At 43.2% G+C, this 25,045-nt stretch carries 21 protein-coding genes and 1 pseudogene; 17 read left to right on the top strand and 5 right to left on the bottom strand.

The window, feature by feature from the left end:
* Positions 1-51: 51 nt before the first annotated feature.
* The 3 genes from HW560_RS00270 to HW560_RS00260 are packed head-to-tail and all read left to right on the top strand — an operon-like array spanning position 52 to position 6,061.
* The gene (locus HW560_RS00270) at positions 52-3,189 is read left to right on the top strand and encodes a DUF3427 domain-containing protein (protein WP_179261416.1); all 3,138 of its coding nucleotides are present in this window, start codon (positions 52-54) and stop codon (positions 3,187-3,189) included.
* A gap of 30 nt (positions 3,190-3,219) precedes the next feature.
* Complete coding sequence (locus HW560_RS00265) at positions 3,220-4,185, top strand: hypothetical protein (RefSeq protein ID WP_179261414.1); 966 nt, start codon at positions 3,220-3,222, stop codon at positions 4,183-4,185.
* A 16-nt stretch (positions 4,186-4,201) separates the two neighbouring features.
* The gene (locus HW560_RS00260) at positions 4,202-6,061 is read left to right on the top strand and encodes a DUF2075 domain-containing protein (RefSeq protein ID WP_179261412.1); all 1,860 of its coding nucleotides are present in this window, start codon (positions 4,202-4,204) and stop codon (positions 6,059-6,061) included.
* Between the two features lie 73 nt (positions 6,062-6,134).
* Here the strand turns inward: HW560_RS00260 and HW560_RS00255 are convergent, their stop codons facing one another.
* On the bottom strand, positions 6,135-6,476 hold the full coding sequence (locus tag HW560_RS00255) for a helix-turn-helix domain-containing protein (protein ID WP_179261410.1): 342 nt from the start codon (positions 6,474-6,476) through the stop codon (positions 6,135-6,137).
* A gap of 141 nt (positions 6,477-6,617) precedes the next feature.
* Between HW560_RS00255 and HW560_RS00250 the strand changes: the two genes are divergently transcribed.
* The 5 genes and pseudogenes from HW560_RS00250 (at position 6,618) to HW560_RS00230 (ending at position 13,816) form a co-directional block, all read left to right on the top strand.
* The gene (locus HW560_RS00250) at positions 6,618-7,133 is read left to right on the top strand and encodes a HEPN domain-containing protein (RefSeq protein WP_179261408.1); all 516 of its coding nucleotides are present in this window, start codon (positions 6,618-6,620) and stop codon (positions 7,131-7,133) included.
* A gap of 517 nt (positions 7,134-7,650) precedes the next feature.
* Positions 7,651-7,977: a nucleoside triphosphate pyrophosphohydrolase gene (locus tag HW560_RS00245; protein WP_105405575.1), complete on the top strand. Its 327-nt coding sequence runs from the start codon at positions 7,651-7,653 to the stop codon at positions 7,975-7,977.
* A pseudogene (locus HW560_RS00240) lies at positions 7,961-10,397 on the top strand (DEAD/DEAH box helicase family protein). Before HW560_RS00245 ends, HW560_RS00240 begins: the two are co-directional and overlap by 17 nt.
* 352 nt (positions 10,398-10,749) lie before the next feature.
* Positions 10,750-11,664: a hypothetical protein gene (locus tag HW560_RS00235; RefSeq protein ID WP_179261406.1), complete on the top strand. Its 915-nt coding sequence runs from the start codon at positions 10,750-10,752 to the stop codon at positions 11,662-11,664.
* Positions 11,665-11,896: 232 nt separating this feature from the next.
* Positions 11,897-13,816: a 3'-5' exonuclease gene (locus tag HW560_RS00230; RefSeq protein ID WP_179261404.1), complete on the top strand. Its 1,920-nt coding sequence runs from the start codon at positions 11,897-11,899 to the stop codon at positions 13,814-13,816.
* A 104-nt stretch (positions 13,817-13,920) separates the two neighbouring features.
* On the opposite strand, the gene HW560_RS00225 is transcribed toward HW560_RS00230, so the two are convergent.
* The 3 genes from HW560_RS00225 to HW560_RS00215 all read right to left on the bottom strand — a co-directional run bounded on the left by HW560_RS00225 (position 13,921) and on the right by HW560_RS00215 (position 16,575).
* Positions 13,921-14,733, bottom strand: a complete 813-nt coding sequence (locus HW560_RS00225) for a MerR family transcriptional regulator (RefSeq protein ID WP_179261402.1) — start codon at positions 14,731-14,733, stop codon at positions 13,921-13,923.
* Positions 14,708-15,634: a DUF2268 domain-containing putative Zn-dependent protease gene (locus HW560_RS00220; RefSeq protein ID WP_179261400.1), complete on the bottom strand. Its 927-nt coding sequence runs from the start codon at positions 15,632-15,634 to the stop codon at positions 14,708-14,710. The genes HW560_RS00225 and HW560_RS00220 overlap by 26 nt, the downstream gene beginning before the upstream one ends.
* A gap of 221 nt (positions 15,635-15,855) precedes the next feature.
* On the bottom strand, positions 15,856-16,575 hold the full coding sequence (locus HW560_RS00215) for a hypothetical protein (RefSeq protein WP_090893640.1): 720 nt from the start codon (positions 16,573-16,575) through the stop codon (positions 15,856-15,858).
* Between the two features lie 83 nt (positions 16,576-16,658).
* On the opposite strand from HW560_RS00215, the gene HW560_RS00210 reads away from it, so the two are divergent.
* The 8 genes from HW560_RS00210 (at position 16,659) to HW560_RS00175 (ending at position 22,857) form a co-directional block, all read left to right on the top strand.
* Complete coding sequence (locus HW560_RS00210) at positions 16,659-17,420, top strand: hypothetical protein (RefSeq protein WP_179261398.1); 762 nt, start codon at positions 16,659-16,661, stop codon at positions 17,418-17,420.
* Between the two features lie 567 nt (positions 17,421-17,987).
* On the top strand, positions 17,988-18,611 hold the full coding sequence (locus HW560_RS00205) for a sigma-70 family RNA polymerase sigma factor (protein ID WP_179261396.1): 624 nt from the start codon (positions 17,988-17,990) through the stop codon (positions 18,609-18,611).
* Between the two features lie 3 nt (positions 18,612-18,614).
* Entirely contained in the window at positions 18,615-18,794 is a 180-nt protein-coding gene (locus tag HW560_RS00200) for a YvrJ family protein (protein ID WP_090893646.1), read from the top strand.
* Positions 18,775-19,026 carry a helix-turn-helix domain-containing protein gene (locus HW560_RS00195; protein WP_090893648.1) on the top strand — a complete coding sequence of 84 codons (252 nt, stop codon included), beginning with the start codon at positions 18,775-18,777 and terminating at the stop codon, positions 19,024-19,026. Before HW560_RS00200 ends, HW560_RS00195 begins: the two co-directional genes overlap by 20 nt.
* Before the next feature lie 273 nt (positions 19,027-19,299).
* Positions 19,300-19,791 carry a MarR family winged helix-turn-helix transcriptional regulator gene (locus HW560_RS00190; RefSeq protein ID WP_090893651.1) on the top strand — a complete coding sequence of 164 codons (492 nt, stop codon included), beginning with the start codon at positions 19,300-19,302 and terminating at the stop codon, positions 19,789-19,791.
* Between the two features lie 167 nt (positions 19,792-19,958).
* Positions 19,959-20,777 (top strand): NmrA family NAD(P)-binding protein, encoded by an 819-nt coding sequence (locus HW560_RS00185; RefSeq protein ID WP_179261394.1) that lies wholly within the window; start codon positions 19,959-19,961, stop codon positions 20,775-20,777.
* 201 nt (positions 20,778-20,978) lie between these two features.
* The gene (locus tag HW560_RS00180) at positions 20,979-22,277 is read left to right on the top strand and encodes a galactokinase (protein ID WP_179261384.1); all 1,299 of its coding nucleotides are present in this window, start codon (positions 20,979-20,981) and stop codon (positions 22,275-22,277) included.
* A 298-nt stretch (positions 22,278-22,575) separates the two neighbouring features.
* The gene (locus HW560_RS00175; RefSeq protein WP_179261382.1) at positions 22,576-22,857 is read left to right on the top strand and encodes a hypothetical protein; all 282 of its coding nucleotides are present in this window, start codon (positions 22,576-22,578) and stop codon (positions 22,855-22,857) included.
* A 413-nt stretch (positions 22,858-23,270) separates the two neighbouring features.
* On the opposite strand, the gene HW560_RS00170 is transcribed toward HW560_RS00175, so the two are convergent.
* Entirely contained in the window at positions 23,271-23,519 is a 249-nt protein-coding gene (locus HW560_RS00170; RefSeq protein ID WP_090807756.1) for a hypothetical protein, read from the bottom strand.
* Positions 23,520-23,679: 160 nt separating this feature from the next.
* Here HW560_RS00170 and HW560_RS00165 point away from each other — a divergent pair, with 160 nt between their 5' ends.
* Positions 23,680-25,035 (top strand): lipase family protein, encoded by a 1,356-nt coding sequence (locus HW560_RS00165; RefSeq protein WP_177185619.1) that lies wholly within the window; start codon positions 23,680-23,682, stop codon positions 25,033-25,035.
* The last annotated feature ends 10 nt before the right edge of the window (positions 25,036-25,045 follow it).

The raw sequence follows: 25,045 nt of genomic DNA, 5'->3' as shown, positions 1-25,045 counted from the left end.
TGAAATCACCTACATATCCACAACCATCCTACACCCACACGAGGTACATTCATGAAACAAGGTATATATGAACAGCTTATCAACACAATCACCAGACAGGAGATTTCGGCGCTGGACCCGGATGTGTATCACATTGGGACTGAGAAGCTGGATGCAGAGGAAGCACGCAAGCTGCTGTCCACGTATTTGGCGGCGGTGACCCGACGAGCGCTCAAGATTGTACGGGAACAGTCCGAAGACAGCGCCGCAGTACTGGCGCAGATCCGAACGTGTAATGAGATTATTGCTACCCTGAAAGGCACACTGGGAGAAGAAGAGTACAACGAATTGCAACTGGATGAGCAGGGGGAGGTACTGACCCATGTGTATTCCAAGCTGAACAGCATTCGGGCTGTCCGGGATACCAAAATCGTTCGTCCAGATACTCCGATCTCCCAAAGCTCTTTATTCACAGGTGCCAAGTCCGAGCCGAGTATGTTACTGGAGCTGCAAAAGGAGATCGTGACCGCCGATCGGATCGATTGGCTGGTATCATTTATCAAGTTCAGCGGGCTTCGCCTGCTGCTGGAACAGCTTCAACAGTTCACGGCTGGCGGAGGCAAGCTGCGGATTATCACGACGACTTATATGGAAGCAACCGACCTCAAGGCCATTACTGAACTTAGCAAACTGCCTAACACGGAAATCCAGATTTCGTATGATACCAAAGTGACCCGACTGCACGCCAAAACGTACATTTTCCACCGTGATACTGGATTCACCACCGCCTATGTCGGCTCTTCCAACCTGTCCAACCCGGCGCTGACCAGTGGTATGGAGTGGAACCTCAAGGTGACGGAGAAGGATTCACTCGACGTGCTGCGCAAGATTGAAGCGACCTTCGAGAGTTACTGGAATGACCGTGAATTCACGAGATATGTGGCTGAGGATAAAGGACATGAGGCACAGTTGAAGGCAGCTCTGAATCGTAAAAAAGATCAGTCTAACCACTTTCACCTGGACATCCAGCCTTACGATTATCAGAAAGAAGTGCTGGAACAGCTTCACGCCGAGCGTACGCTGTACGGACGAAACCGCAATCTGATCGTCGCCGCCACAGGTGTTGGCAAAACGGTCATCTCTGCCTTCGACTACAAGCGATTCCGGGCAAGCCATGCGGGAGCCAAGCTGCTTTTTGTCGCCCATCGGGAAGAAATCTTGAAGCAAAGCCGGGACACGTTCCGGTATATCCTGAAGGATATGAACTTTGGCGAGCTGCATGTCGGGAATCAACGAGCAGAGGCGCTGGACCAATTGTTTGTTAGCATTCAGAGTCTTAACTCCATGAAGCTGACGGAGATCACCAGCCCAGACTATTACGATTACATTATCGTGGATGAATTCCACCATGCCGCTGCGCCTTCGTACCAGAGGCTGTTGTCTCACTACGAACCGAAGATTTTGCTAGGACTTACTGCAACACCGGAACGGATGGATGGCAAAGACATTTCTGCCTACTTCGATCATACGATTGCCGCCGAGATCCGTCTAACCGATGCCATTGACCGGAAACTGCTGAGTCCTTTTCAATATTTTGGCGTCACCGATACTGTCGATCTATCTCAGGTGAAATGGTCGCGAAAAGGCTACGATCTGAACGAACTGGAGAAGCTCTATACTCATAACAAAATTCGTGCCAACCAGATCATCCAAAGTTTGAACAAATACGCAACTGATCTGGACGATGTGAAGGGGCTTGGGTTCTGTGTTGGGGTGGATCATGCGATGTATATGGCAAAAATATTTAACGAAGCCGGCATTCCATCCATAGCCCTGCATGGCGGGTCGAGCGAACAGGAACGTCATTCTGCGAAAGGACAGCTGGTGAACGGGGAACTGCGCATGATCTTTGTCGTGGATCTGTACAATGAGGGCGTGGATATCCCTGAGGTGAACACGATTCTGTTCCTGCGTCCTACCGAGAGTCTGACCGTATTCCTGCAGCAGTTGGGACGTGGACTGCGGATGGCGGATGGCAAAGAGTGCCTGACCGTGCTCGACTTCATCGGACAAGCGCATCAGGAATACAGGTTCCAGGATAAATTCCGCGCCCTGATCGGCGCTACCAAACATTCCATCTCGTACTACGTCGAGAATGGTTTTTCGAACTTACCACGCGGCACGTTCATTCAATTGGAAAAACAAGCGAAGGAATACATCATGCGCAACTTGAAGCAGATGAGCCGCAATCGTAGAGCGTTGATCCAGAAGCTGCAAACGTTCCAGCAAGACACCGGACTGCCGCTGACCTTGGCTCATTTTTTAGAGCATCACGGGATGAAACTCTATGAATTCTATGGTGGACGTACGGGGAGAAGGTATTTCCGCGGTATGTTAGCCGAAGCTGGACTGACAGAGCCTATCGAGAGTGAGCAGGATGAGTATATCCGCAGACTGCCATCTGTGCTGACGATCAACTCCCGAAGCTGGCTGACGTTCCTGATCGACTATATCGAAAAAGGCAAAGAACCGACGACCGCGGATGAACGGCGCATGTTGATCATGTTCTATTACACCTTCCACCGGGCTGCGCCCGAGAAACTAGGACTGAGCAGCATTGAAGAGGGTGTGCAGCGCGTGCTGTCTTGTGAGGCTTTTCGAGAAGAGCTTGTGGATATTTTCAAATATAATCTGGGTCATCTGCGATTTGTGGATAAAAGCAATTCGTTCCCGTACACTTGTCCACTGGATATCCACTGTATGTACTCCATCGACCAAGTGCTTGCCGCCTTCGGTTATTGGAATGCCCAGCAATCACCCGCCTTCCGTGAAGGGGTGAAGTATTTTGCCGATGAACAGACCGATATCTTCTTCATTACGCTGAACAAATCGGACAAAGACTTTTCACCCTCCACGCTGTACGAGGATTATGCGATCAACGAGCGTCTATTCCACTGGCAGACACAGAGCAGGGTGTCGGAGCATACGGCTACCGCGCAGCGGTATATTCATCACCGGGAGACGGGCAACCGGATTGTGCTGTTCGTGCGGGAGTATAAGGAGGAGCATGGCTATACGTCTCCATTTGTCTTCCTGGGCGAAGCAGATTATGTAAGTCATGAGGGGAATAAACCGATGAGCTTTGTATGGCGATTACGGGAAGAGATGCCTGCGAAGATGGTGGCGGTGGCGAATAAGTGTATTGTTTGAGGAATTAAATAGAACAGGGGATATAATAAAATGAAAAGTAGTAATATAACTTATTTAATAATGTTATATATTCCACATATATTTAATTTTCTGATATTTTTGTTTTCAAAAGACATAAATACGAAAGTTATAGTTATTTGGTCAACAATTATACTATTAGCTTTTCAATTTCACAAGAAGATTAAATCTTGGTTTGCATATTGTTTATTAGGGGCAATACCAATAGTGCTTATTCATTTATGGACCGTAGAATTCTTTTTTGTTTTGAGCACAGTGACAATACTATTTATACCTGTTTATATTCTTGTTGCGTTACATCATGTTATAAATGATAAATTGAAATTAGGCATTTATATTTCCGTTGTTATTATGCTTATGTTAAGTTTAGTTACGTTTTTGGTTCTATTTTTTGTTTATTATGCTTTCCTTATAAAAGTATTTGAACAATATCCGAGCAATAATATGTTACTTTATATATCAGGATACCTAACATGGAATATGTTGAAAACCCTTCTGGTGGCGTTGTTCACAATAATAATTGCTTACTATGTCTTCGAATCTCTTTTTAAGCTTGTAAAGACTAAAGTATTGAACAATAAATCTCGGTATCAAATCATATTTATATTTCTATTTTCTTTGTTTGCCTTAATATTTCCTGATATGGTATTTTCATATCTCTACCTATCTTTTGCTGAGACAAGTGAGTCATTAGAGTTTCTTCATTATGCAGATAACTTTGATATAGGAAGTATGATTGTTTTTTATAGCAAAGCTTTTTATTACACTTTTTGCTTACATTTTGCTGTTCCTATGCCTACAACTGAATTTTATTTTAATATGCAAAACTCAATTATGAATAACTCTTATATGAAAATACTTCAATTCCTTCATTACATACAAAACAAATTATTGGAATTACACTTATTTGCAGCGGGGATAGCTACCCTTACGTCTAATGCTTTAGGATTAGAGAAAAAAGAAGTTAAAGAAAATTAATTTTTAGGGGTGCATCATGATTATCTACAGCAGTAACGCATTAGCTTTCCGGGAATCAGTTGATAACAACCAAATTACAGTTCAGATTGAAGAAGCATTCATTAAAGGCATGGGAAAAAGACCTAATCAAGGGGAAGTACGAGCTTGGAACAACTCTATGCAGTTTATGGAGAAAATTATCCGTAATTCGAAGGTAGCAGATGACTGCGGAATATTGATTGAATATAATATTCCTTCTACAAGTAAGCGGATAGATTTTATCATTGCAGGTCAGGATGAACAGAAGAATGATAACTTTGTGATCGTTGAGTTAAAACAATGGGATTCAGTAGAGGCTATGGATCGGGAAGATGTCGTAAGAGCTTTTATAGGAGGTAGGACAAGAGAGACACCGCATCCTTCGTATCAAGCTTGGTCATACAAACAATATTTGAGTGATATGAATGAGGCTGTATACTCTAAAGATATTAACGGATACTCATGTGCATATCTACATAATTACAGAAAAGTTCAGCCTGACCCTCTCGAATATAATCAATATCAGGATATTATCCGTGAAGCTCCTTTGTTTCTAGCTGATGATGCATCTAAACTTCAAGATTTTCTGAAAAGGCATGTAGGTGAAGGAAATGGAGTTAATTTACTTTATTTAATTGAGAATGGTAAGATTCGTCCTTCCAAGAAGCTAATCGATCATATCGATGGATTATTTCAAGGGAACTCTGATTTTGTTTTACTTGATGAGCAGAAGGTTGCATACGAGGCCATTATGAGCCTTGCCAAGCAAACAGATGTAAAACGCACAATCATTGTGCAAGGTGGGCCTGGAACAGGTAAATCAGTGATATCTATGAATGCCCTTGGTAGATTACTTAAAAATAAGTTGAATGTTAAATTCATTGCCCCGAATGCCTCATTCCGGACGGTTATGGTAGAGACCTTGACTCAGCGACAAGCTAGAAACAAAACTAGGACAAAGATGTTATTTACGGGATCAAGTCAGTTTTACAAAGAGCCAGCTGATATGTACGACGTACTTGTTGTGGATGAGGCGCATCGTTTAAAAGGTAAAGGAGCATATCAATATCTTGGGGAGAATCAGATCGAGGATATCATAAAAGCATCTAAAGTGAATGTGTTTTTCATAGATGACTTTCAACGTATTCGTCCTGAAGATATAGGTTCTATAGACGAGATTAAACGTTTAGCTGCCCTATATGATTCGGAAGTGCATGAATATTCACTAGCAGCACAGTTCCGTTGTTCTGGAGCAGAAGGATTTTTGAATTGGGTTGATGATGCTTTACAGATTCGTCCCACCGCTAATTTCGATGGTTGGGATCAAGATTCTTTCGAATTCAAATTAGTAGACACGCCTAACGAAGTATACGATCTAATCAAAAGTAAAAACGATCAGGGATATAAGGCGAGGATGTTAGCAGGTTTTGCTTGGAATTGGACAGCTGATAAAGAAGGTAATCGCAATGGGGAAATTCCGGATGTAACTATTGAAGAACATCGTTTTGCTATGCCTTGGAATGCACGTTCTATATCAAGCACCTGGGCCATTCATGAGAGTGGTATAGATCAGATCGGGTGCGTTCATACGTCTCAAGGTCTTGAGTTTGATTATGTAGGCGTAATTATAGGGAATGATCTTAAATTCGATTCGGAGAAAATAGAACTTTATTCAGATTATGATGAGTACAAAGATAGAATGGGAAAACGCGGGCTTAAATTTAAGAATGAGGAACTAACAAAACTTATCAAAAATATTTATAAAATCTTGATGTCTCGGGGGATGAAAGGTTGTTATGTTTACTGTAGAGATCAAGAATTGTTGAATTATTTATGCAGCAGAGCAAATTCAAGATGATGTGCACCAGGGACTATGCAAAGTAGAGAGAAACCCTATCCTTCCATAAATAGAAGGATAGGGTTTGCCGTTTTCACATCAATATTCCTTTAATAACATTTTTGGCAACACGAATATTATCAGGAGAAGAATCTCTTAGCAGTTGTACAATTTCTTTGATTTGTTTCTCATCTTCAGTTACTTCAAACTCTTCTTCTATATAAGCAAATAACTGAATCAAATTAACATCCAGTGACTCAGCGATCTTTGCTAAATTCACCAAAGAAACGTTCTTTTCTCCACGTTCGATCTGTCCTATGTATGAAAAATGAAATCCGCCTTTTTCTCCGAGGGATTCCTGTGAATACCCTCTTTCTTTGCGTAGTGCGCGAATTCTGGCTCCGACCAACTTCAAAACTTCTCTTTCTTCGTTCATGGTATTCACCTCTCTATGTTCAAAAGTGTAGACAAGTTTTCTCAAGGTAAACACCAAACGAAGAATACAAATAATTTATTTGATTATCATAAGTATCATTTTATTGTATAATACTGGTATTAACTCTTTGGAGGGATGACAATGGCAAGAAATTGGTCCATAACCGAAGCACATTGTAATCACCAAGTAGATTTTACTCCACGTTCGCAAGACCATGATATCTCCACAAAACCTAGATCCAAACAAACTCCTGCTTACCATATGCTACGTACCACAATAATGGAGTATCACCAACATGCTAAGTATCATCTCAAACTTGCCACCATCATGCGTAATCACAATCAGTTCAAAGCCTGCCTGATTTTATGTGATTGGGCTTTAGCCTCTATGATTAAGGCGCTTTATATCCATAAGTATCATTCAGTTCATCCACCCAAGGAACTCACCATGAACGTAATTTTGCCTTTAGTGCATACGGACACTGAACCCGGATTGGATATTGCCTTGTTCATCGGTACGATGCAACATATGTCATCCCTAGCAGATTACCCACATGACCAGCCACTAGAACTGAACAACATCGAAAAGCTTCTTCAACGAACAGAAGAGATATTGGACGAGTTAGCCACTCGATTGAAGGATGATTCATCAGAGTAAGATATTTTTTTAATTGATCATTTCGGTTAAATGTTTGATTTATATGTGTTACGTTTACAAGATGAAATCATCCAAATAAAGGGTATATGATGCAGAGATTACAAAGGATGCTCTTTGCTTTGCATCTGGAAAGTAGGTGTACATTTTGAAAAGAGTAATTGCTATCGCGTTTTTCATATTAGCTATAATGGAATTGGTTACATTAATCCTAATTGGCAAAAGCTTGATGACTGGGTATATGGAACCGAGTACGTTTAGCGGGATAATTTCATTCCCACTAGGCGCTACGTACCTCTCGATCTGGATGTTCTTTTCACGGCAAGAGTTTACCGGAGGACGAGTCGCGGCACAGATCAGTTTGACAGCGGCATTGTTGACGGCGTGCCCGTTGGTGTTTTTGTTAATCATTTTCTATTAAATCCACCCATCCCTCCCCATAGCAAATGGTATAATGGCAAAAAGGGAGATTCTAGCGCGAGGCTCGAAGGCTCTCACAGCAGAAAGGATGTTATACCACATGCCTACATACAACAAATTGGTGCGGGACAAGATCCCGCATATTATCACATCCAGCGGTAAGGAATGCCGCACACGCATTCTGGACCCGGAGGAGTATAAGCAAGAACTAAGAACAAAGCTGCAAGAAGAATCGGAAGAATACATGAGTGCAGGAAGCGATCAGGAAGCGCTAGAAGAACTGGCCGACATGCTCGAAGTGATCCGGGCGCTGGCTGAGGTGCATGGGGCGAATGCGGCACAGCTGGACAAACTGCGGGCGGACAAAGCCGAGGCGCGCGGTGGATTCCAGGAGCGGGTGTATCTGATCGATGTCGACGAAGCTTAACGTTAAGCTCATTACAGACAACCTGGCAGATGAATTGATCACCCGGATGCAGCATGCGTCCGGGATTTATATTATGACGTCCTTTATCATGCAGTCTGGTGTGAAGCTGCTTGCCCCGCATTTGAAACAGGCGGCAGAACGTGGAGCCGAGGTGCGGATGCTCGCGGGAGACTATCTGTATATCACGCAGTCGGAAGGATTACGGGCGCTGTGTGAGGTTGATCCCCGAATTGAGACACGGCTGTGGCGAAGTAGGGGCACTTCTTTTCACCCAAAAGCTTATCTGTTCGATCATGACAACGGGGAAGGACTGCTGATCGTTGGCTCTTCGAACTTTTCCTTCACAGCGCTGAAGACGGGATATGAATGGAATCTCGCGATGAATGCGGAGGCGGAGCCGTATACGTTCCAGTCAGCTTTGGACAAGTTCATGCAGAGCTTTTACCACGAGACAACCTTGCCGGTGAACCCGGATTCCATTGAATTGTATGAGGAAGAGTACCGCAAATATCACCAGAAGAACCCGGAGATGATCAAGCGAATCACGGAGATGGAAGAAGCGGAATTTGGCACAGGTCTACTCGAGGAAAAAGAGGAAGAAGCCGCTGAGCTGTCGCTTGTGCCGATCCAGGCACGTTTGGCGCAGTTGGATGCGCTTGAAGCACTCCATGGCACGATGGAGGAGCAGTACGACAAAGCGATGGTCGTCATGGCGACCGGGCTTGGCAAAACGTATCTGGCGGGTTTCTTCGCCCAGCGATTCCAGCGGGTGTTGTTTGTGGCACATCGGGAAGAGATTCTGTTCCAGGCGAAGAAGTCTTTTCAACGGATCATGCCGGAGCGCAGTCATGGGATCTATAACGGGCAGTATAAGGATGGGGCGGCGGATTGTGTGTATGCTTCGATCTTTACGCTGAGTATGCAGAAGCACCGGGACGTGTTTGCCGTCGATGCATTTGATCTGATCGTGGTGGATGAGTTCCATCATGCGGCGGCGAAGACGTACATGTCGGTGATTGAGCATTTTCAACCAAGATTCCTGCTGGGCATTACGGCAACTCCGGATCGACTGGATGGCAAGGATGTGTATGCGCTCTGTGATGGGAATGTGGCGTACCAGATGCATTTTATCGAAGCGATCCGACGAGGTTGGCTGGCGCCATTTCAATATTACGGAGTATTCGACGATACGGACTATTCGCAGATTCGCTGGATTGGCACGAAGTATGATGAAGAACAGCTCATGGCTGTTCAGTTGCAAGAGGAGCATGTGGAGACGATCTATGCGGCCTGGCTGCGGTACAAGCAGACGAGAACGATTGGCTTTTGCTCCTCGATCCGGCAGGCGGACTATTTGGCTGCGTATTTTCGCGGTCAGGGGGGTGAAGGTACTCAGTCTGCATTCGCGCACATCGGAGATGTCGCGGGAGGAAGCGATTCGGCAGCTTGATTCGGGCGAGCTGGAGGTTGTGCTGACGGTGGATCTGTTCAATGAAGGAACGGATATTCCGCGTGTAGACACGCTGCTCTTTGTGCGTCCAACGGAGTCGCTTACGGTGTTTACCCAGCAGGTGGGGCGCGGTCTGCGGCTGGCGGAGGGCAAATCGCATTGTGTCATCATCGACCTGATCGGAAACTACCGAAATGCGGATGTGAAGCTGAGTCTGTTGGACGTGCGCGGGGAGCTGGAAGGAGCGGCGAAAGACCGGGATTCGGCGGTGCCGGAAGTTCCGGACAACTGCGGGATTCATCTGGAAACCCGAGTGGTGAACCTGCTTCAGGAGCTAAGCCGCAAACGGCTGCCGCGCCGAGAGAAGCTGCATCAGGATTTTCTGGATGTGAAGCGAGAGCTGGGGCGTATTCCGACGTATCTGGAACTGCATCTGCTGGGACGTTCCAAGAGTATCGGGTATCGGGGCGAATTTGGTTCGTATGTTGGGTTTCTATATTGGGCAGAACTGCTGTCCCCATATGAGGGAGAAATGTACGTCCGGCATGAGGCTTGGCTGCGCGATGTCGAGAAGACGGTCATGAACAAAAGCTATAAGATGATCGTGCTGCTGTACATGCTGGAGCGAGGCGAAGCGCACTGGATGGACCCGATCACACCGGGGGAGATGGCGAGATTTTTCCATACGTATCTTACGGAAAAGGAATACCGGAAACGGAAGGACTTTTCGGACAATGGCAAACTTGCGCTCTGGGAATGGAACGAGAAGACGAGAACGGAGATTGAGAAGCTGATTGTTAAAATGCCCATGTCGATGTGGAGCGGGGCGAAGGGCAGTATGACCCGATTCGAGGATGGCGTGTTCTCGTTGAGTGTGCAGGTAGAGGATGCGGAGGAACGGGCGGTGCTGTACCGATGGACGAAGGAGATTTGTTTGTATCGGTTGCATGCGTATTTTGAGCGGAGGTAATCCTCTTTTGGTGAGATTCATTGAAGTTGTTTTATAAAAAATAAGAGGCAACAAAGCTGGTAAGACCTTTGCTTTGTTGCCTCTTATTTTTTTGTGATCGATTCATGATTATTAATTGGCTTATCAATCTAGTTTTTAAATTCATAGATAGCCAGAATTATAATAGCAATTAGTGCTATAAGGAAAAAAATAAAAAGGGTGATTAGAAGTCCGTAACCTAGTATAGAGGATAACTTGGTAATTATTTTTTCATACAAAACAACCTTTCTATTATAGGTAAATTTTACAAATTATTTTATATATGATAATATCATACATGTAAATAAATAACATATAAAGAAGGAGAAGTGAGATGGATAATTCTAGTAAGCTACTAAAACCAGTACTTGCATTCTCGTTACTGTCTGCAGCATTTATGCCATATGCTCTTTCTAGCAATACTACTTATGCAGACCCCCTCTCAGTCGAAGCATCAACTTCTATCACGAATGGCGTAAATAATGCCTGGACAGATGGTACTGTAAATAATGAACAGCTGAAAGAAGAAGCAGATTTATCGACTTGGAATATAAGATATGATGATGAGGCAAAGACGGTATTGAAAAGTATCAAAAGCAACAATACTTCTGCTTTAAAAGCTCAGGCCCAACAAGAGGCTGAGGCCAAATTTTTGGAAGAAGTTCAACAATTCCAGTCTTCTACAAATGCCAATGATCAATTGAATTTTGCAGCGGCAGCAGAAAAAACAAAAGCACAGTATCGTTCTGATTTTAATTTGGTAGCGCTATCTCTAGGCTCTTTCTCTTGCCCTTTTGCAGGACAGGCTCTTAAAAATTCGCTTCAGGACTCTCCTTCAGCACTCGATTATGCTGCAGGCAGCAGTCGTTCAAATGCATGGTCACTAACTTCAGCTTACACTACAGTTTCAATACCTATTGCCAAAGCGATTGATAATGCAAATGCTGCTGGGAAAACATTTGTTTCTGGTGATTCCAGTGTTGCTACAAGCGCTGGAAATGCGGGTTTGGATTTTTATCTGGCTCTGGGTAAAGTTACTGTTAGTTGGGCAGCTGAAAAAGTGAGTGGAAGCTGGAAAGTATATATTCATACTTATGATAAGTATGATTTTCAAGATAAAACCGTTCCAAGCAGCTTCCCGAATAATATAATTACTATTGCCAATAATGAAGGTGCTAAAGCTCAGGCAGCCGGAGCTATTGTTCCTTATTTCATTCACATCTATACTCAACAGAATTACAAACCTTAAATGGGTATTGGTACTTATTAGTATATAACAACTAGAAATGAGTTGAGTTTCCCATTTTTAACAAAAGAGTGACTCTGAACTTATGAGTCTCTCTTTTTTGCTTTAGCGCTCGATAGATTCATTTGCAACGAATACTGTTTCGAGAATAAAATTACTTGTGGAAAATTGTGGTTTTATGTTGAATAATATAATGTACATATAGCAATTATAGATTTGACTAGGAGCGATTAGCATGGCAAATACAGTACCAGAGGTTATCCCGAAGAAAGCGATGCCTGGTGAGCGGTTATTATTTGAAACTCTTAAGAAACATCTTCCGGAAGACTACATTGTGTACTATGAACCTGAGATTCGTGGAAGACGACCGGATTTTGTCATTATCGGGCCAGATTTAGGGTTGCTTGTACTAGAAGTGAAGGATTATACCAAAGGCACACTGCATCAGGTAAATCGGGATGAATGGACTTTACACACTACGGCAGGTGAGACGACTACTGAACCGAGTCCACTGAAGCAAGCAAGAGGTTACGCATTCCTCATAGCGGATCAATTGAAGAAGGATAAGAATCTGATCAAAGAGGGAACGCCAGGATATCTGAAATTCAATTATGGGTATGGTGTTGTTTTCACCCGGTTGAAGCAAAGGGACTTTCTACATATGGATTTATACAGTGTTATTGATCCGGTGTTTGTGCTGACCAGAGAAGAGGTCAATCCGGAGGATGAAGATTTCTCGGAAGAAATTCTGATTGAGAAGCTTCTGCACATGTTTACGGTGCCTACCCGGAACCGATATAGCTTGACCCATGACGATATACAAGCAATTCGTTACCATCTGTTCCCCGAAGTGCGGATTAGTTTGGAGCGCAAAGAAATCGTGCCTCATCAGGACCAGCTATTGTTATCCTTGCATAACATCAAGACGATGGATCTGCATCAGGAAAAGATGGCGAAGCAGGTTGGAGACAAGCACCGATTAATCCGTGGCGTTGCGGGTAGCGGTAAAACGCTGGTGCTTGTCAGTCGGGCGCGGATGCTGGCGAAGGCCAATCCAGACTGGGACATTCTTGTACTTTGTTATGGATCAACCTTATCCCAATACTTGAGACAGGCCATTGTGCAGAAGATGGCAGAGCCTGAGGATTTATTTGATCTTGTAGATAATGATGGGGTTTCTACGCTTGGATCCAATATTCAGGTGAGTACGTTCCATTCGTGGCTCGGAAAGCAATTTCGGATTATGGACAAGAAGTTGCCGGCCTTGCTGGAGAAGATGGAGCAGGGGATGCAAGAGTTGCCGAAATATGATGCAATATTGATTGACGAGGGTCAGGATTTCGAACCGGATTGGTTGAAGTTGGTGAGTGCTTGTCTCAATGAGGAGACGCAGTCGCTCTTGCTTGTGGAGGATCGGGCGCAAACGATTTTCAAACGAAAAAACAGTTTGGCTCAAGATACGGGACTGGACTTCCGTGGCCGCTCCAAAATTCTGACGATCAATTATAGGAACACGGCACAAATCGTGCAATTTGCGTGGGATTTTTACAAGGAACACTCCAGGTTACAGCACAAAGTCATTAGCACTGCGGCAGACGGAATCGAGATTATACCGCCTCAGTTCACAAAACGAAAAGGACCAGAGCCTCTGATCTATCAAAGCCAAAGCACGAAGGCGGAGATGGCGTTTGTAGCTAAGTCGATTGACTATCTGCGCCGGGAAAAATCGTTTGCCCTGAAGGATATTGCAATCCTGTATAGGGTACAGGAACATCAAGGAATTAACATTATTGGTGAGATGGAGCAAGCTCTAAACGATAACAGTCTTCCGTATAATTGGGTGACCAAAGATGAACAGAGCAAGAAGAGTTTTGATCGCGAAGAGGAAAGCATTAAAATGTTAACCATCGATAGCGCTAAAGGGCTTGATTTCAGGGCGGTGTTTATCATTGCCATTGAAACGATGCCACGTAAGATGGGAAAAATAGATGAAGTGGATGAACGGGAGGTGTCCCGTTTCTATATCGGTATGACACGAGCCTTGGAATGGCTGTTCCTGAGCTATTCTGGTGAATCCCGATTCACGCAATATCTGGATGAGGTTCAGCAGCAACGGACGGAAAGGCAAAGAGATAAAGCGGTAAGCAGAGGGTAATCGCATGTGGTCTGAACGAACAATGGGAAAGTAATATTTACACGTAAAATGAACTATATTAAAAAAACGTATCTTCCATACATATGCAATGGAGATACGTTTTTTTACTTTGTTACCTTGTTGGTAGAGGGTATCCAATTCACACAAAATGACTTTTCCCCACCCTCCACATAAACCATAATCGCTTGATGCAAAAACCTCAAAAATCCCTCATCGCCAAACTGATCGAAATAACCCGCATAGCGACGATCTGCCGTATAGGCTTCTGCGATATACCTGAGAATCTCAGCATCACAGACCATGAACTGCTCCAGACAACTCTTCCATTCAAGCACTAACGATCGCACCTCATCAGAATCAGGGGACAGATCCTGATGCTTCGCCAATTCCCGAAATACCTGCTCCATGTTGACCGAGAACTGCTGGTAAGCTTGTTCTTGCTCTTCCGCAGACAGTTGGTTCACATTAGCTTCGAATTCCTGATATTTCTCGGTGTCTCCATATACAAACTTCGCCTCAGTTTCATATTGCTCTTGAATAGACAGAATGGAAGAGTCGTCAAACAGATGAAGATGAGAGATATCCGTCCCATCTACATACTCATCCAATTGGTCGATGATGGTTTCGAGTTTTTGTTTGTGATGAACGAGTGTACTGCGATGCTCTCTCAGGATATCTTTCTGTTCGTCTTTGGAGAGTTGCATCATGGCTGCAATGTCTTTTAAGGAGAAATTCATTTCTTTGAACAAGAGAATCATTTGCAGATTCCCCAGTGCCTCTTGATCGTAATACCGATAGCCATTGTCCTCGACTCTGCTTGGTTTCAATAGATCCGTTTTATCGTAATAATGTAATGCGCGTTTGGTGATGCCTGTTATTTGAATGATATCTTTAACGGTGAAATAGGGTGTCTTCATTCCAAAAGTCCTTTGTTTCCGCAAGGATGTCACTTGCCGGAGTGATGGTTGCTTCGGTGATCGGTGTACCTGTTTTATTCAAATAATATTGGATTAAGTGATAACCGCAGGCATAGCCAGCCGCATAGGGCATACCAACGGGCGTGAAGTTTTGCATGATGGCAAGTTCATCGCCGTATAGATACGGATTAATCTGGTCAAAACCGGTGAGATGCAGCTGGTCTTTCATTTTTGGTTTAATTAAGGTGTTCAAAGTCTCCATATCCGTTTTGGCTACCCAGGGGCCTAGCAACTTTTCTCCATACAGGGATGTCGCAAAGCTCTCAGCCAACCCCTCACTAACAACCATTTCTCCAAGCGTAATCTGTGGATTCCACTGGATAAATTGATATCTCACATTATGATTGCATTCATGAGCTAACACGGATTGAATACGAGGTAAAGTATACGCACCCGGAATCAGGTTCGCAATAATATAACCAGGAATGCCGCCATCTCCGCTGATACCTTCGTTCATGGTGAGTGATGGACTGTTCTTATCGCCTAATAAAATCGTATATAGATATTCGGAGACAGACAGCTCAATCCCATGATCTGTAAAGGTAGATAGACTCGTACGAACGGCTTCATGACACTGTTGCCAAAATGCTTCAGACGAAATCGCTGCTAGCGATTCGTTAATCTCAGGTGTGATATCTGCGGGAGCGATATTCATAAAGTTATTCATCATGATCACATCGAAGCCGTGAGGCTCATGAGAGCGAAACGGGATATGTTGTATGTTCCATTTGTTCATGAAAGGACCCATCATTCGCTCGCGGTATAACTCCAATTTCTCATCGGGTGCAGCCTGAATGATCTCTTCATAGATTTGATCTGAGCGCAAAGCGGTAATTTTCATCCTTAATCTCTCCTTTAGGTGAACTTGAGATCATTATCAAGTATGACCTGACGTAACAGTCAAGGAGAAATCGCTAAATAGTTTATTTACTAATTGTTACAATTTTGGTTCAATTCCTTTGAACTTTGAGACAGAACTGAAACCCCCACCAAAGATCCTTATTATATAATGCTTTTAAATTGGAAAAACACCCCACGAGGGGGTGTTCCGCTTTTACCAAATTAAAAGTTGGTCGAGTATGACAATCCAAATGTTGAAATGTTATAACTCTTTCCGTGTACGGTGCCTGATCCATTACGAATAGCTGTTCTACGGGCAATTGGATCTGAGCCGCTAACTCCTTTCAAGACAGAATACAATCGTTCTTTATCGGGATAACGACCTGTCTCTCCCATATCTCTCCATGCTTTTTCGAGAGATTTAATTTCGGAAATGATTGAGCTTTCTCCGGAAAGACTCCAGGACTGAACGGAATGATCGAATAAGAAGGCAAGCCCCTGCGTGCTAATAATGCCGAATTTGCCAGCGAAGGTGACGGCGCGATCAAAATAACTTTCGGCATATTTACGTTGAAGTGCCTGGTTCGCAGACTTTGCCCCCATGGACTCAAACAGTGTCTTCCATTCGGATACCACATTACCGCCGCTTGTTGAGATACTGGCGCCCCAATCAATTTGTTGTGATTTCGTTTTGTTGTTGACCACATCTTTCAGGGTCGCGGCTTTGGAAGTACCGAATACGGCTTTGAACTCGGTTTCGTTGTTCTGAATGTACTCTTTTAGTAAAGGTTGCAGGGTCCCTTGACCAAAGTTGTACTGGATAATGCCGAACGAAATTCCTTGTCCATCAAAATTACCTGAAACGGTGGAATAACCATCGTTTCCTTCAAAAAATCCGGTATTTCTCAACAATTTGTCTTTCAAGCTGTCTGTAAGTGCCATATAACTTCATCTCCTTATGTTTGGGAATACTCATAAGGCGAACGAAGTCGACTTTAAAACAACCTGAAATGAGGAAAAAGGTTATGAAAAAATATATGATCCCTTTCTTGCTCCTGTTGCTTGTCGGTTCAGGGAGTACGGTTTGGTTGTACTTAACCAGCTCATCCGCGAGTGAGGCGACTGAAACAGTCTCCACCGAGACGGAACTCCCGCATACCGAATTATCCACTTTACCTGATATCGTTGAAATCAAAAGTGAGGGGGAATCTGTAAAATTATCCCTTAACGACATTCCTCAGTATAAGAATTATTTATTGAATGAAGGGGATATTCAAACGGAGATTGCGCGCACTCAATTTACTTCATTGGATGTACCTTCTTCTAATATGTATGTGATGCTAAAATATGGGTGTGGGTCCAAGGAGTGTTCCACCATTCTAGTCCAAACCGATGGGAATAAAAGCGAAGGTCTAACCATGCCTGTGGGCATATTTCAGGATTATAAAGTTTCTTCAGATCATAAAAAGGTGTTAATTCGTTACGCTTATGACGAAGGTAGTCTGGTCAAAAGACAAATTCTTGTTGCCGTAGATCTCGAAAAATTAAAAATCATTCCGTATACATCAGCTGCTCTTGAAGAACCATTTATGTTGAAGCCAACTTGGCCCATCATCTCATATGATTGGATAGATAATAACCAGTTCAACATTGAAACGGCAGCGTTGGAAACAAGCGAGTATTCAGCATTAAAAAACTGGTTTTCTTCCGAAAATCGCAAAACCAGGAAGGTCACGATTGGGCTGGATGTGAACAAACGCCTCAATGAATATCCAAAAGCAATGTAAAACGAAGTAAAGCTGGGAGATTAGTCTCCCAGCTTTCTATTTAATTACGTGGCTCCTGACGGTTATCGCAATACACCAAGAGATCCAACAGCTGTTTTTGTATCGTCCAGAACCCCGCGATCATTAATGCCTACAGTATTTCTGAAGTTCGTGTAATCACTACATCTACACCTGCGTTGGTTAGATATGTGTAATCACCTCTATGAATTATTTGATCGGTGCCAATCTATTTCATAAAGCGTGATGAACTTATCTAAAAACAACCTAATATGGAGTATATGATGAAAAAAATACTTATCTTTTTGTTTTCTCTGTCGTTAATCTCCAAAGATAAGGATTATTCACCCTGAAAGTGATAATGAGACATCAGCCTAATTGTGCTGGTGTCTTATTTTTTATATCTCAGGGTCATGAGGATAATCATCTGAGGGATGGATTTTTAATTATTTTGTACGATATGGGAAAAAATATAGTATAATAAAGAGAACAAATGTTCTTATTTATGGTTGTTTTTTCTTCTGCCAAAAACGCCTTCGTAAATATAAAAAGTGAAGGAGGCGGAGTCATATGAGTTCCTTAGAGAAGATTTGTCATTACCCAACACATTCGGTGACTGCACAGTTTGAGGAGTACAAGCATCAGAATCCCGCGTTATTCCATAATCGGGTTGTTCTAAACTTTTTCGAACAGGAGAAGCACCAGAAGTTATTGTTGGAGTCCTTGAGAGGGGAGGCTGGTAAGGAAGAAGAGTTAAATGAGGCGTTCCGCAAATATTTCTTTCAATTTCGATTTATCACTTATGTCACATCATCGCTCAAATTCATGAGTATCGATCAGATGCGGCGTAATCAGCGTTATGCTACCCGAAATGTATTGATCTATGACAGGCCATCCTCGGACGATTCCAGTATGTGTATTGGTGAGAAGATGAGTGCCTATCAAACTTCAGTGGATAATGTACAGCCGGATAAACAATCTACTAATTTCCAGGAAGGCTTTGCGGATGAGTATGTGGAATCGGCATTTGATAGTTTAACGGATAAGCAGAAGCATGTCACTACACTATATTATGGACAGGGTTACCACGATCATGAAATTGCGAGCAGACTTCAGGTCAGCCAGCAGGCGATAGCGAAGACAAGAAATGCAGCTCTGAAAAAAATGAAAACCGTGTTGGTTAGAGAGGAGTAAGTAATGGACAATAGCGCATTTGCGACTTTTATAGGTGGAATCAGTCAGGTCGGTTTTCCCATCATGATTACATTATATTTATTTACCCGATTTGAGAAGAAGCTGGATCAACTCTCAGTGAATATTAATACCCTTATAGAGGTAATTAAAGCGGTGATTAAAGATGAATCAAAACAACGTTGAATTTTATGATGCAGTGCAGAAGGCACAGAGTGGGGATCGGGAGAGCATGCTTCAAATTATTAGTGCATTTCAACCTATCATTCAGCGGATGAGATATCAGGTGAGACCTCAAGAGCGTGACGATCTGTCACAGACCATTGTTGAAGGATTGATCATTAAGATCATGAATTATGAGTTGGAGCATGTACCTACATACTCGGAGTTCTGCAAACAACTGTTTGATGCCGAATGAAAAACGAGGGAGTATATTTTAAAAAAACTAAATCTGAACCCTGTCCATATTTCATGGTGTCTTTAGTTCACTGTGAAATATTCACAGGGTAATTTGTCAATAAAATAAGAATTTATAGTGGCTTCATCAAAGCGATATTGATATCGTTTCTGCTAGGCATAATGAAAGGGGATATGGAGTCTTGAACAAATGGGTACATTGACATTTTCAATAGGGAAAGTTATCTTAAACTATATAGTTAAGTTATTAACTAAATGGAGAGGAACAGACCGTATGGACCAATTACAAGAAGAAAACTTGCCCTCAATTGACTCTAAACAAGATGCGTTGCAGGAATACTTGCTTCATCTACCACTGCCGAATACAGCTTTTTTCATAATGGTTGAGGCGACTGCCAACCTGGTAGCCGTATCGGAAAAATACTGGCAGTCGAAGGGGCTGAATGGAGCAAGAATCCGTGTGCTTGTGGAGATTGCCAAAGATGGGGGAACGATGCTACCTTCAGTGCTTGCCGAAAAAATTGGTGTCACCAAGGCTAATATCAGCTTACTGCTAACACCACTGGAGCGTGATGGTTATATCGCGAGAGCTGAACATGCCCGAGATGGTCGCAAGACGGTGATTTCCATTACCGATGCTGGACGGACATTATTGAGTGGGCATCTTCCGGGAAATCGTGAAGCTGTAGCAAGACAGATGGACAAATTGGATGAACAAGAGCAGCATCAGTTGATCATTTTGTTACAGAAGCTGAACATGTCTTAATACAGTTTAAAACGGTGTTATGATCAGAAGATTCTAGAGCGGGTTGTGTGGAAATGGATATGATTGGTCCAGCGAGGAATATGTTAAAGTCCAGCTGATCATTCTGTCCATTTAGTTAATAACTTAACTACTTGATTATAATTTCATTTAAAGGAGGGGAAAATAGGATGTCTATTATGATTACTGGAGCGACAGGACAATTAGGCAATCTGATTATCGCAAATCTGCTTGATAAAATTCCGGCTACAAAAATTATTGCAGGTGTCCGTAATTTGAGTATGTCCTCAACCTTAGAAGCATTAAAGGATCAGGGTGGAGAGGTTCGCTTCATGGACTATGATAGTCCGGAAACATGCCAGAAAGCTTTTAACGGTGTGAATAAATTGCTGCTGATCTCTAGCTCACATACCGATGATACGGTGCGGCTAACTCAACATACTAGTGTAATTCATGCAGCGAAGAAAGCAGGAGTTGAACATATCTTCTATACCAGCTTTGCTTTTCCTCAGACGGGTCTTAAAATTCCAGTAAGCGTTCATAGACTTACCGAGCAGGTCATATTTGATTCAGGTATGAAGTATACGATTTTGCGCAACGGGCTGTACATTGATTTTGTGGATGTACTTGGATTAAATGAGGCGATACAAAGTGGTGTACTGACAACTCGTCCCGGAAATTGGCGGTTCAATGCTGTAACACGTAGCGATCTTGCACAGGCAATTTCGAACGTACTCGCAGGCAAAGGATATGAGCAGCAAATCTATGAGCTGGCCGCGCCAAAAACTTGGACCTTTGCTGATCTGGCTGAGGTGCTTACAGCGTTTGCAGGCAAGACCGTTATTCACAGCGAGGATGTGTCAGTGCAGCACTGGATCTACCCTTTTTTAAGTAGTATAGATACGGTATCTACATCGAAGGACCTTGAGCAATGGATGGGTCATCCGGTAACTTCGTTGAAGGATAGCATCGCACCCTTTCTGAAATAAGCGAACGCCAATTGGAGCGAAGTTAAGCCTATGATTGTAAAATAAAATCAATTTAAAAAACGCTTGCAAACTTGCAATTCTACCCTACCTTTTACCAAACGAAGCTGAGATAATGGGAGAGTAAACGGGAATGAATTGTTCCCCGTATTGTTTATCATCTACGTCAAAAATAAATGCTGCATATCCATAGGAGGATTATCAATGAACACTCAACCACTGGAACTGATCCAATCCACTTCAGGCCAAGCGCTGCTTGCCCAAATGTACGGTCAGCAACAACTAGAAGAACAGACAGCACGTTACACCAAGCTCAATGAATCATTCGAACAGTATTTTGGCGTACAAGTGTGCAGCAAATTGTTCAGTGCGGCTGGACGCAGCGAAATTGGCGGCAACCACACGGATCATAACCACGGCAAGGTGCTGGCGGGCAGTATTACGCTGGATACGATAGCGGTGGCTGCGCCAACGACGGATTCGGTAATTACCTTTTATTCAGAAGGCTATGAACAGAAATATGTAATCGATCTCACAGATTTGGCACCGAAGGCTGAGGACGACGGCACTACAGCTTTGATTCGTGGTATGGCTGCGGGATTTGAGAAGTTCGGATACAAAGTGGGCGGCTTCCAGGCGTACATCTCCAGTAACGTGTTCTCGGCGTCCGGGCTGAGCTCGTCGGCATCGTTCGAGATGCTGATTTGTACGATTCTGAATCATTTCTATAATGAGGGCACATTAGATGTGGTCGTCATGTCCAAGATTGGTCAGTATGCGGAGAACAACTATTGGAATAAACCATCCGGTCTGCTGGATCAGATGGCTTGTGCCCATGGAGGGCTAATTGCGATTGATTTTGAAAATCCGGCCGAGCCTGCAATTGAGCCTGTACAATGGGATTTCCAACAAAACGGTTACTCCTTGGTCATTGTAAACACAGGTGGGAATCACGCGGATCTGACGGAGGATTACGCTGCTGTACCATATGAGATGAGAGCGGTTGCTAAAGCGCTGGGCAGTGAGTATGTCCGGGAAATTACGGCTGAGGCGATCTACGCCAATCTCAAGCAGGTACGTGAAGCTGCAGGGGATCGCGCGGTACTGCGTGCGCTGCATTTCTTGGAGGAAAACAATCGAGTGGACGGTCAGGTACAGGCCTTGCGGGAAGGTAGTTTTGCTGATTTCTTGAATCTGATTACGGCATCCGGGAACTCTTCCTGGAAATGGCTCCAGAATGTATATCAGAGCGGCTCGGTGAAGGAACAGGAGATTGGTATCGCATTGGCGTTAACTGAGAATTATCTGCAAAAGCTGGGCGATGGTGCTTGCCGTATACACGGCGGTGGATTTGCAGGGGTCATTCTGACGATTCTTCCCAACGAAAAGGTTGAGGAGTATATGTCCTGGATGCACGGTATGCTGGATACGCCAATTATTGTGGTTAATGTGCGTGCGCAGGGTGCTGTGTGCTTGAATGAATTGATCAAAAACGTGGGCTAATGTAATCGTTGTATCACACTGTGATGTTTAACCCGACTGAATTGTATTAAACGGTACATTATGGCGGTTCTCCAACTTGACGCTGGTCATGGAAGAGGATCGCTTTTTGCTGTGCATCACACGAGGGAAGACAGCTTGATCCGGACTTGTTCTGAAAGAATGGCCTGTTCTTAGAACTTCAGATCAGGAGTTGGTGAAGATGATTGTGGAACCTGAGCAATCTTAAGTTCATTTCTCTATAAAATTCCAAACTTTGGTCACGTTTCCGTGTTAAATTAGGTAAAGGAGGGGATGCAGAATGACGACAACCACACTGGCTGAGCAGGAAGAGGCGTGTTTGTATGACGAGTTAAGACATGCGCTGGAAGAAGTGGAGGAAGGAAAGCAACGGCATAAAATGTTGAAGCATATGATCAGGCAACTCAAGTTTGCCAAATGGCGGAAAGAACGATTTCACTGGTTTGATCAATACTTCCAGAATGTAAGGCCAGTAACACTTTGGATCATGTTAGCCACTGGGGCGCTTATGCCAGTTATGTTGTTCAGCATTTTTATATGGGTATCCTTGTGGGTGGAATGAATCATGATTGATTAGGGTAAATACCTTTGAATGAATAGCATGTTAAAGTGAGGGCAGTGGCATATCTAGAAATTATGTGGACAGTTACTGCCTACTAACTTTATTAGGATAAAGCTAGATTTATTTCCTCACGTATACACGCAAAAGTGTGAGCTTATTACTGGTAACAACTGCCTAAGTACTTGAATGTACCTACTGTCTACTACCCAAAAGGATAAAGACTTTGTACTCATTTTTCAGTTGTTATGTACACGTCACGCCGAAGATGCACTATAATGATTCTACTTCTTTTGGAAAAAGAGGATGGAATCTAGTGAAGTGGTTTCTTATTACATAATTAAAGAGCCGAGTATATCTACAAGGCTCTCAGATAAAAAAATCGTATATGTTTGTTTGAGTTAAGTAGAATTCATTTATTGAAGAGGCTTGATTTCATCTGGCACTGAACCCGTCTTGACTTCATAGGTATCATAATCGACCATAGTGAATATTTCCTGATCTTTGTTTCCTTTCACATATCCAGTTAAAGAAACGGTATGGGATAAATCAGCGGGAATAAACTTATGGTCTGTGAATTCAACATCAATTCCATACTTTTCTTTAAAATAGGCTTGGCTTGCTACCTGAGCTTTTTGAATAATCTCTTTTTTCTCGTTTGACATACATCCTCCTAAAGTGAATGATATGGCGCAGATCATTAATATAAAAAGTAATCCTGATTTTTTCAAGTAATCACCTCATATTCCTAATGTTGTCGTTTGATAATGTGCATTATACAACTTCCGTTAACTAGAAGAAAGGGTGAATAGGATGGATAAATACATGACTGACGAATTATATTTAAAAATATCTGAGCTTGCATATACGGATGTTCCTGCAGGTCGTAGTGATATTTTGGACAAGGATGAGTACAAGGATTGGAGAACGGTTGAACCAAAGGGTGCAAGTCTGCATAGTGCGTATTCAGGATTTGATGCTATAGTTCTTGAGAATCCCAAAACAAATCAAGTTATCATCGGTTATAGAGGTACTGAACCTGAAGGTATTATTGGAAAAGCAGCTGATATTGAGACAGATGCCTTCGATGTCGTAGGTGGCAGAACCAGAAGGCTTGAAGATGCGATAACCGATCCAGAACGTCATAATATATTTAAAAATAGTCCCTTCAAACTTATGAAGGATAAATTGGATTGGGAAAATAATCAGTTCCACCAAGCTGAGGAATTGTATGAGGCGGTGAAGGTGGCGTACCCTGATTCAGACATTTCATTGACGGGTCATTCCCTGGGTGGCGGTTTGGCTCAATATGTAGCTGCTCGTCAGGATGTGTCTGGGATGACGTATAGTGCTCCTAGTGTAACGAATCTGCTGGATGATGTCAGTTTGGCCAAGGTGAATGAGGGTCATTTTGATAACAAAATGGTTAACGTGGTTCATCCCAATGATTCTGTAGGGGCTGGGGGAATAAGTGAATATGACAGGCACGTAGGAAGTACCGTGTATAAGGGTCAGGACTTTGACACCGCTAATGCGATGTATCAGAATTGGAAATTTCAGTTTCAGTTAAAGGTTCCTTTTCAGCCTCTGGGTGCAGGCTCACCGATGTTAGTTCATGACGTAAGAGTAGGTGTGGATCTGGACAAGCTTCATGTTGGTGATATTATGAGATTTTTTGATTCATTCTCGAAGGACGAAGGCAAGGGTTATCATTCCATGGATCAATATGAGTTTGATGAGAATGGAAATCTAAAAGGACCGCTAATAGACCGGAGCACAGGTGAAACCATTGATATTTCTCCAAGATGGACAGCACATCAGGAAGCATTAGCCACGTTCTCCAATTTGATGTCAGGCATTGTTCCTCCGTTGATTGCAGCGGCTACAGGAATGGTTAGTGGAAAAGGCGGGGGCAAGATTCAATTAACACCGGAAGAGTTAGCGCAGGCTGCTCGGGAGATGAGGCTGAGTTTAAGTGACTTCTCGAATGATGCCCAGGCTTCAATTCAGATGTTTCAGACACATATATCTACCAGCGAAAGTCAGTCCTTTACTCCCATCGCCTATAACGCAACAGCAACGCTGCAAGCGATCAATCGTTGGTATCAGGAATCCATCAGCGAAATAGCGGAATATATTGAGCGTAAACGAGAGGATTTTGTAATCGCAGACCAACACTAATTTAGTTTAC

It is taken from the genome of Paenibacillus sp. E222, assembly GCF_013401555.1.
GTDB lineage: Bacteria > Bacillota > Bacilli > Paenibacillales > Paenibacillaceae > Paenibacillus.
The sequence above is the reverse complement of the archived record's forward strand: the minus strand, read 5'-3'. Positions and strand labels throughout refer to the sequence as shown.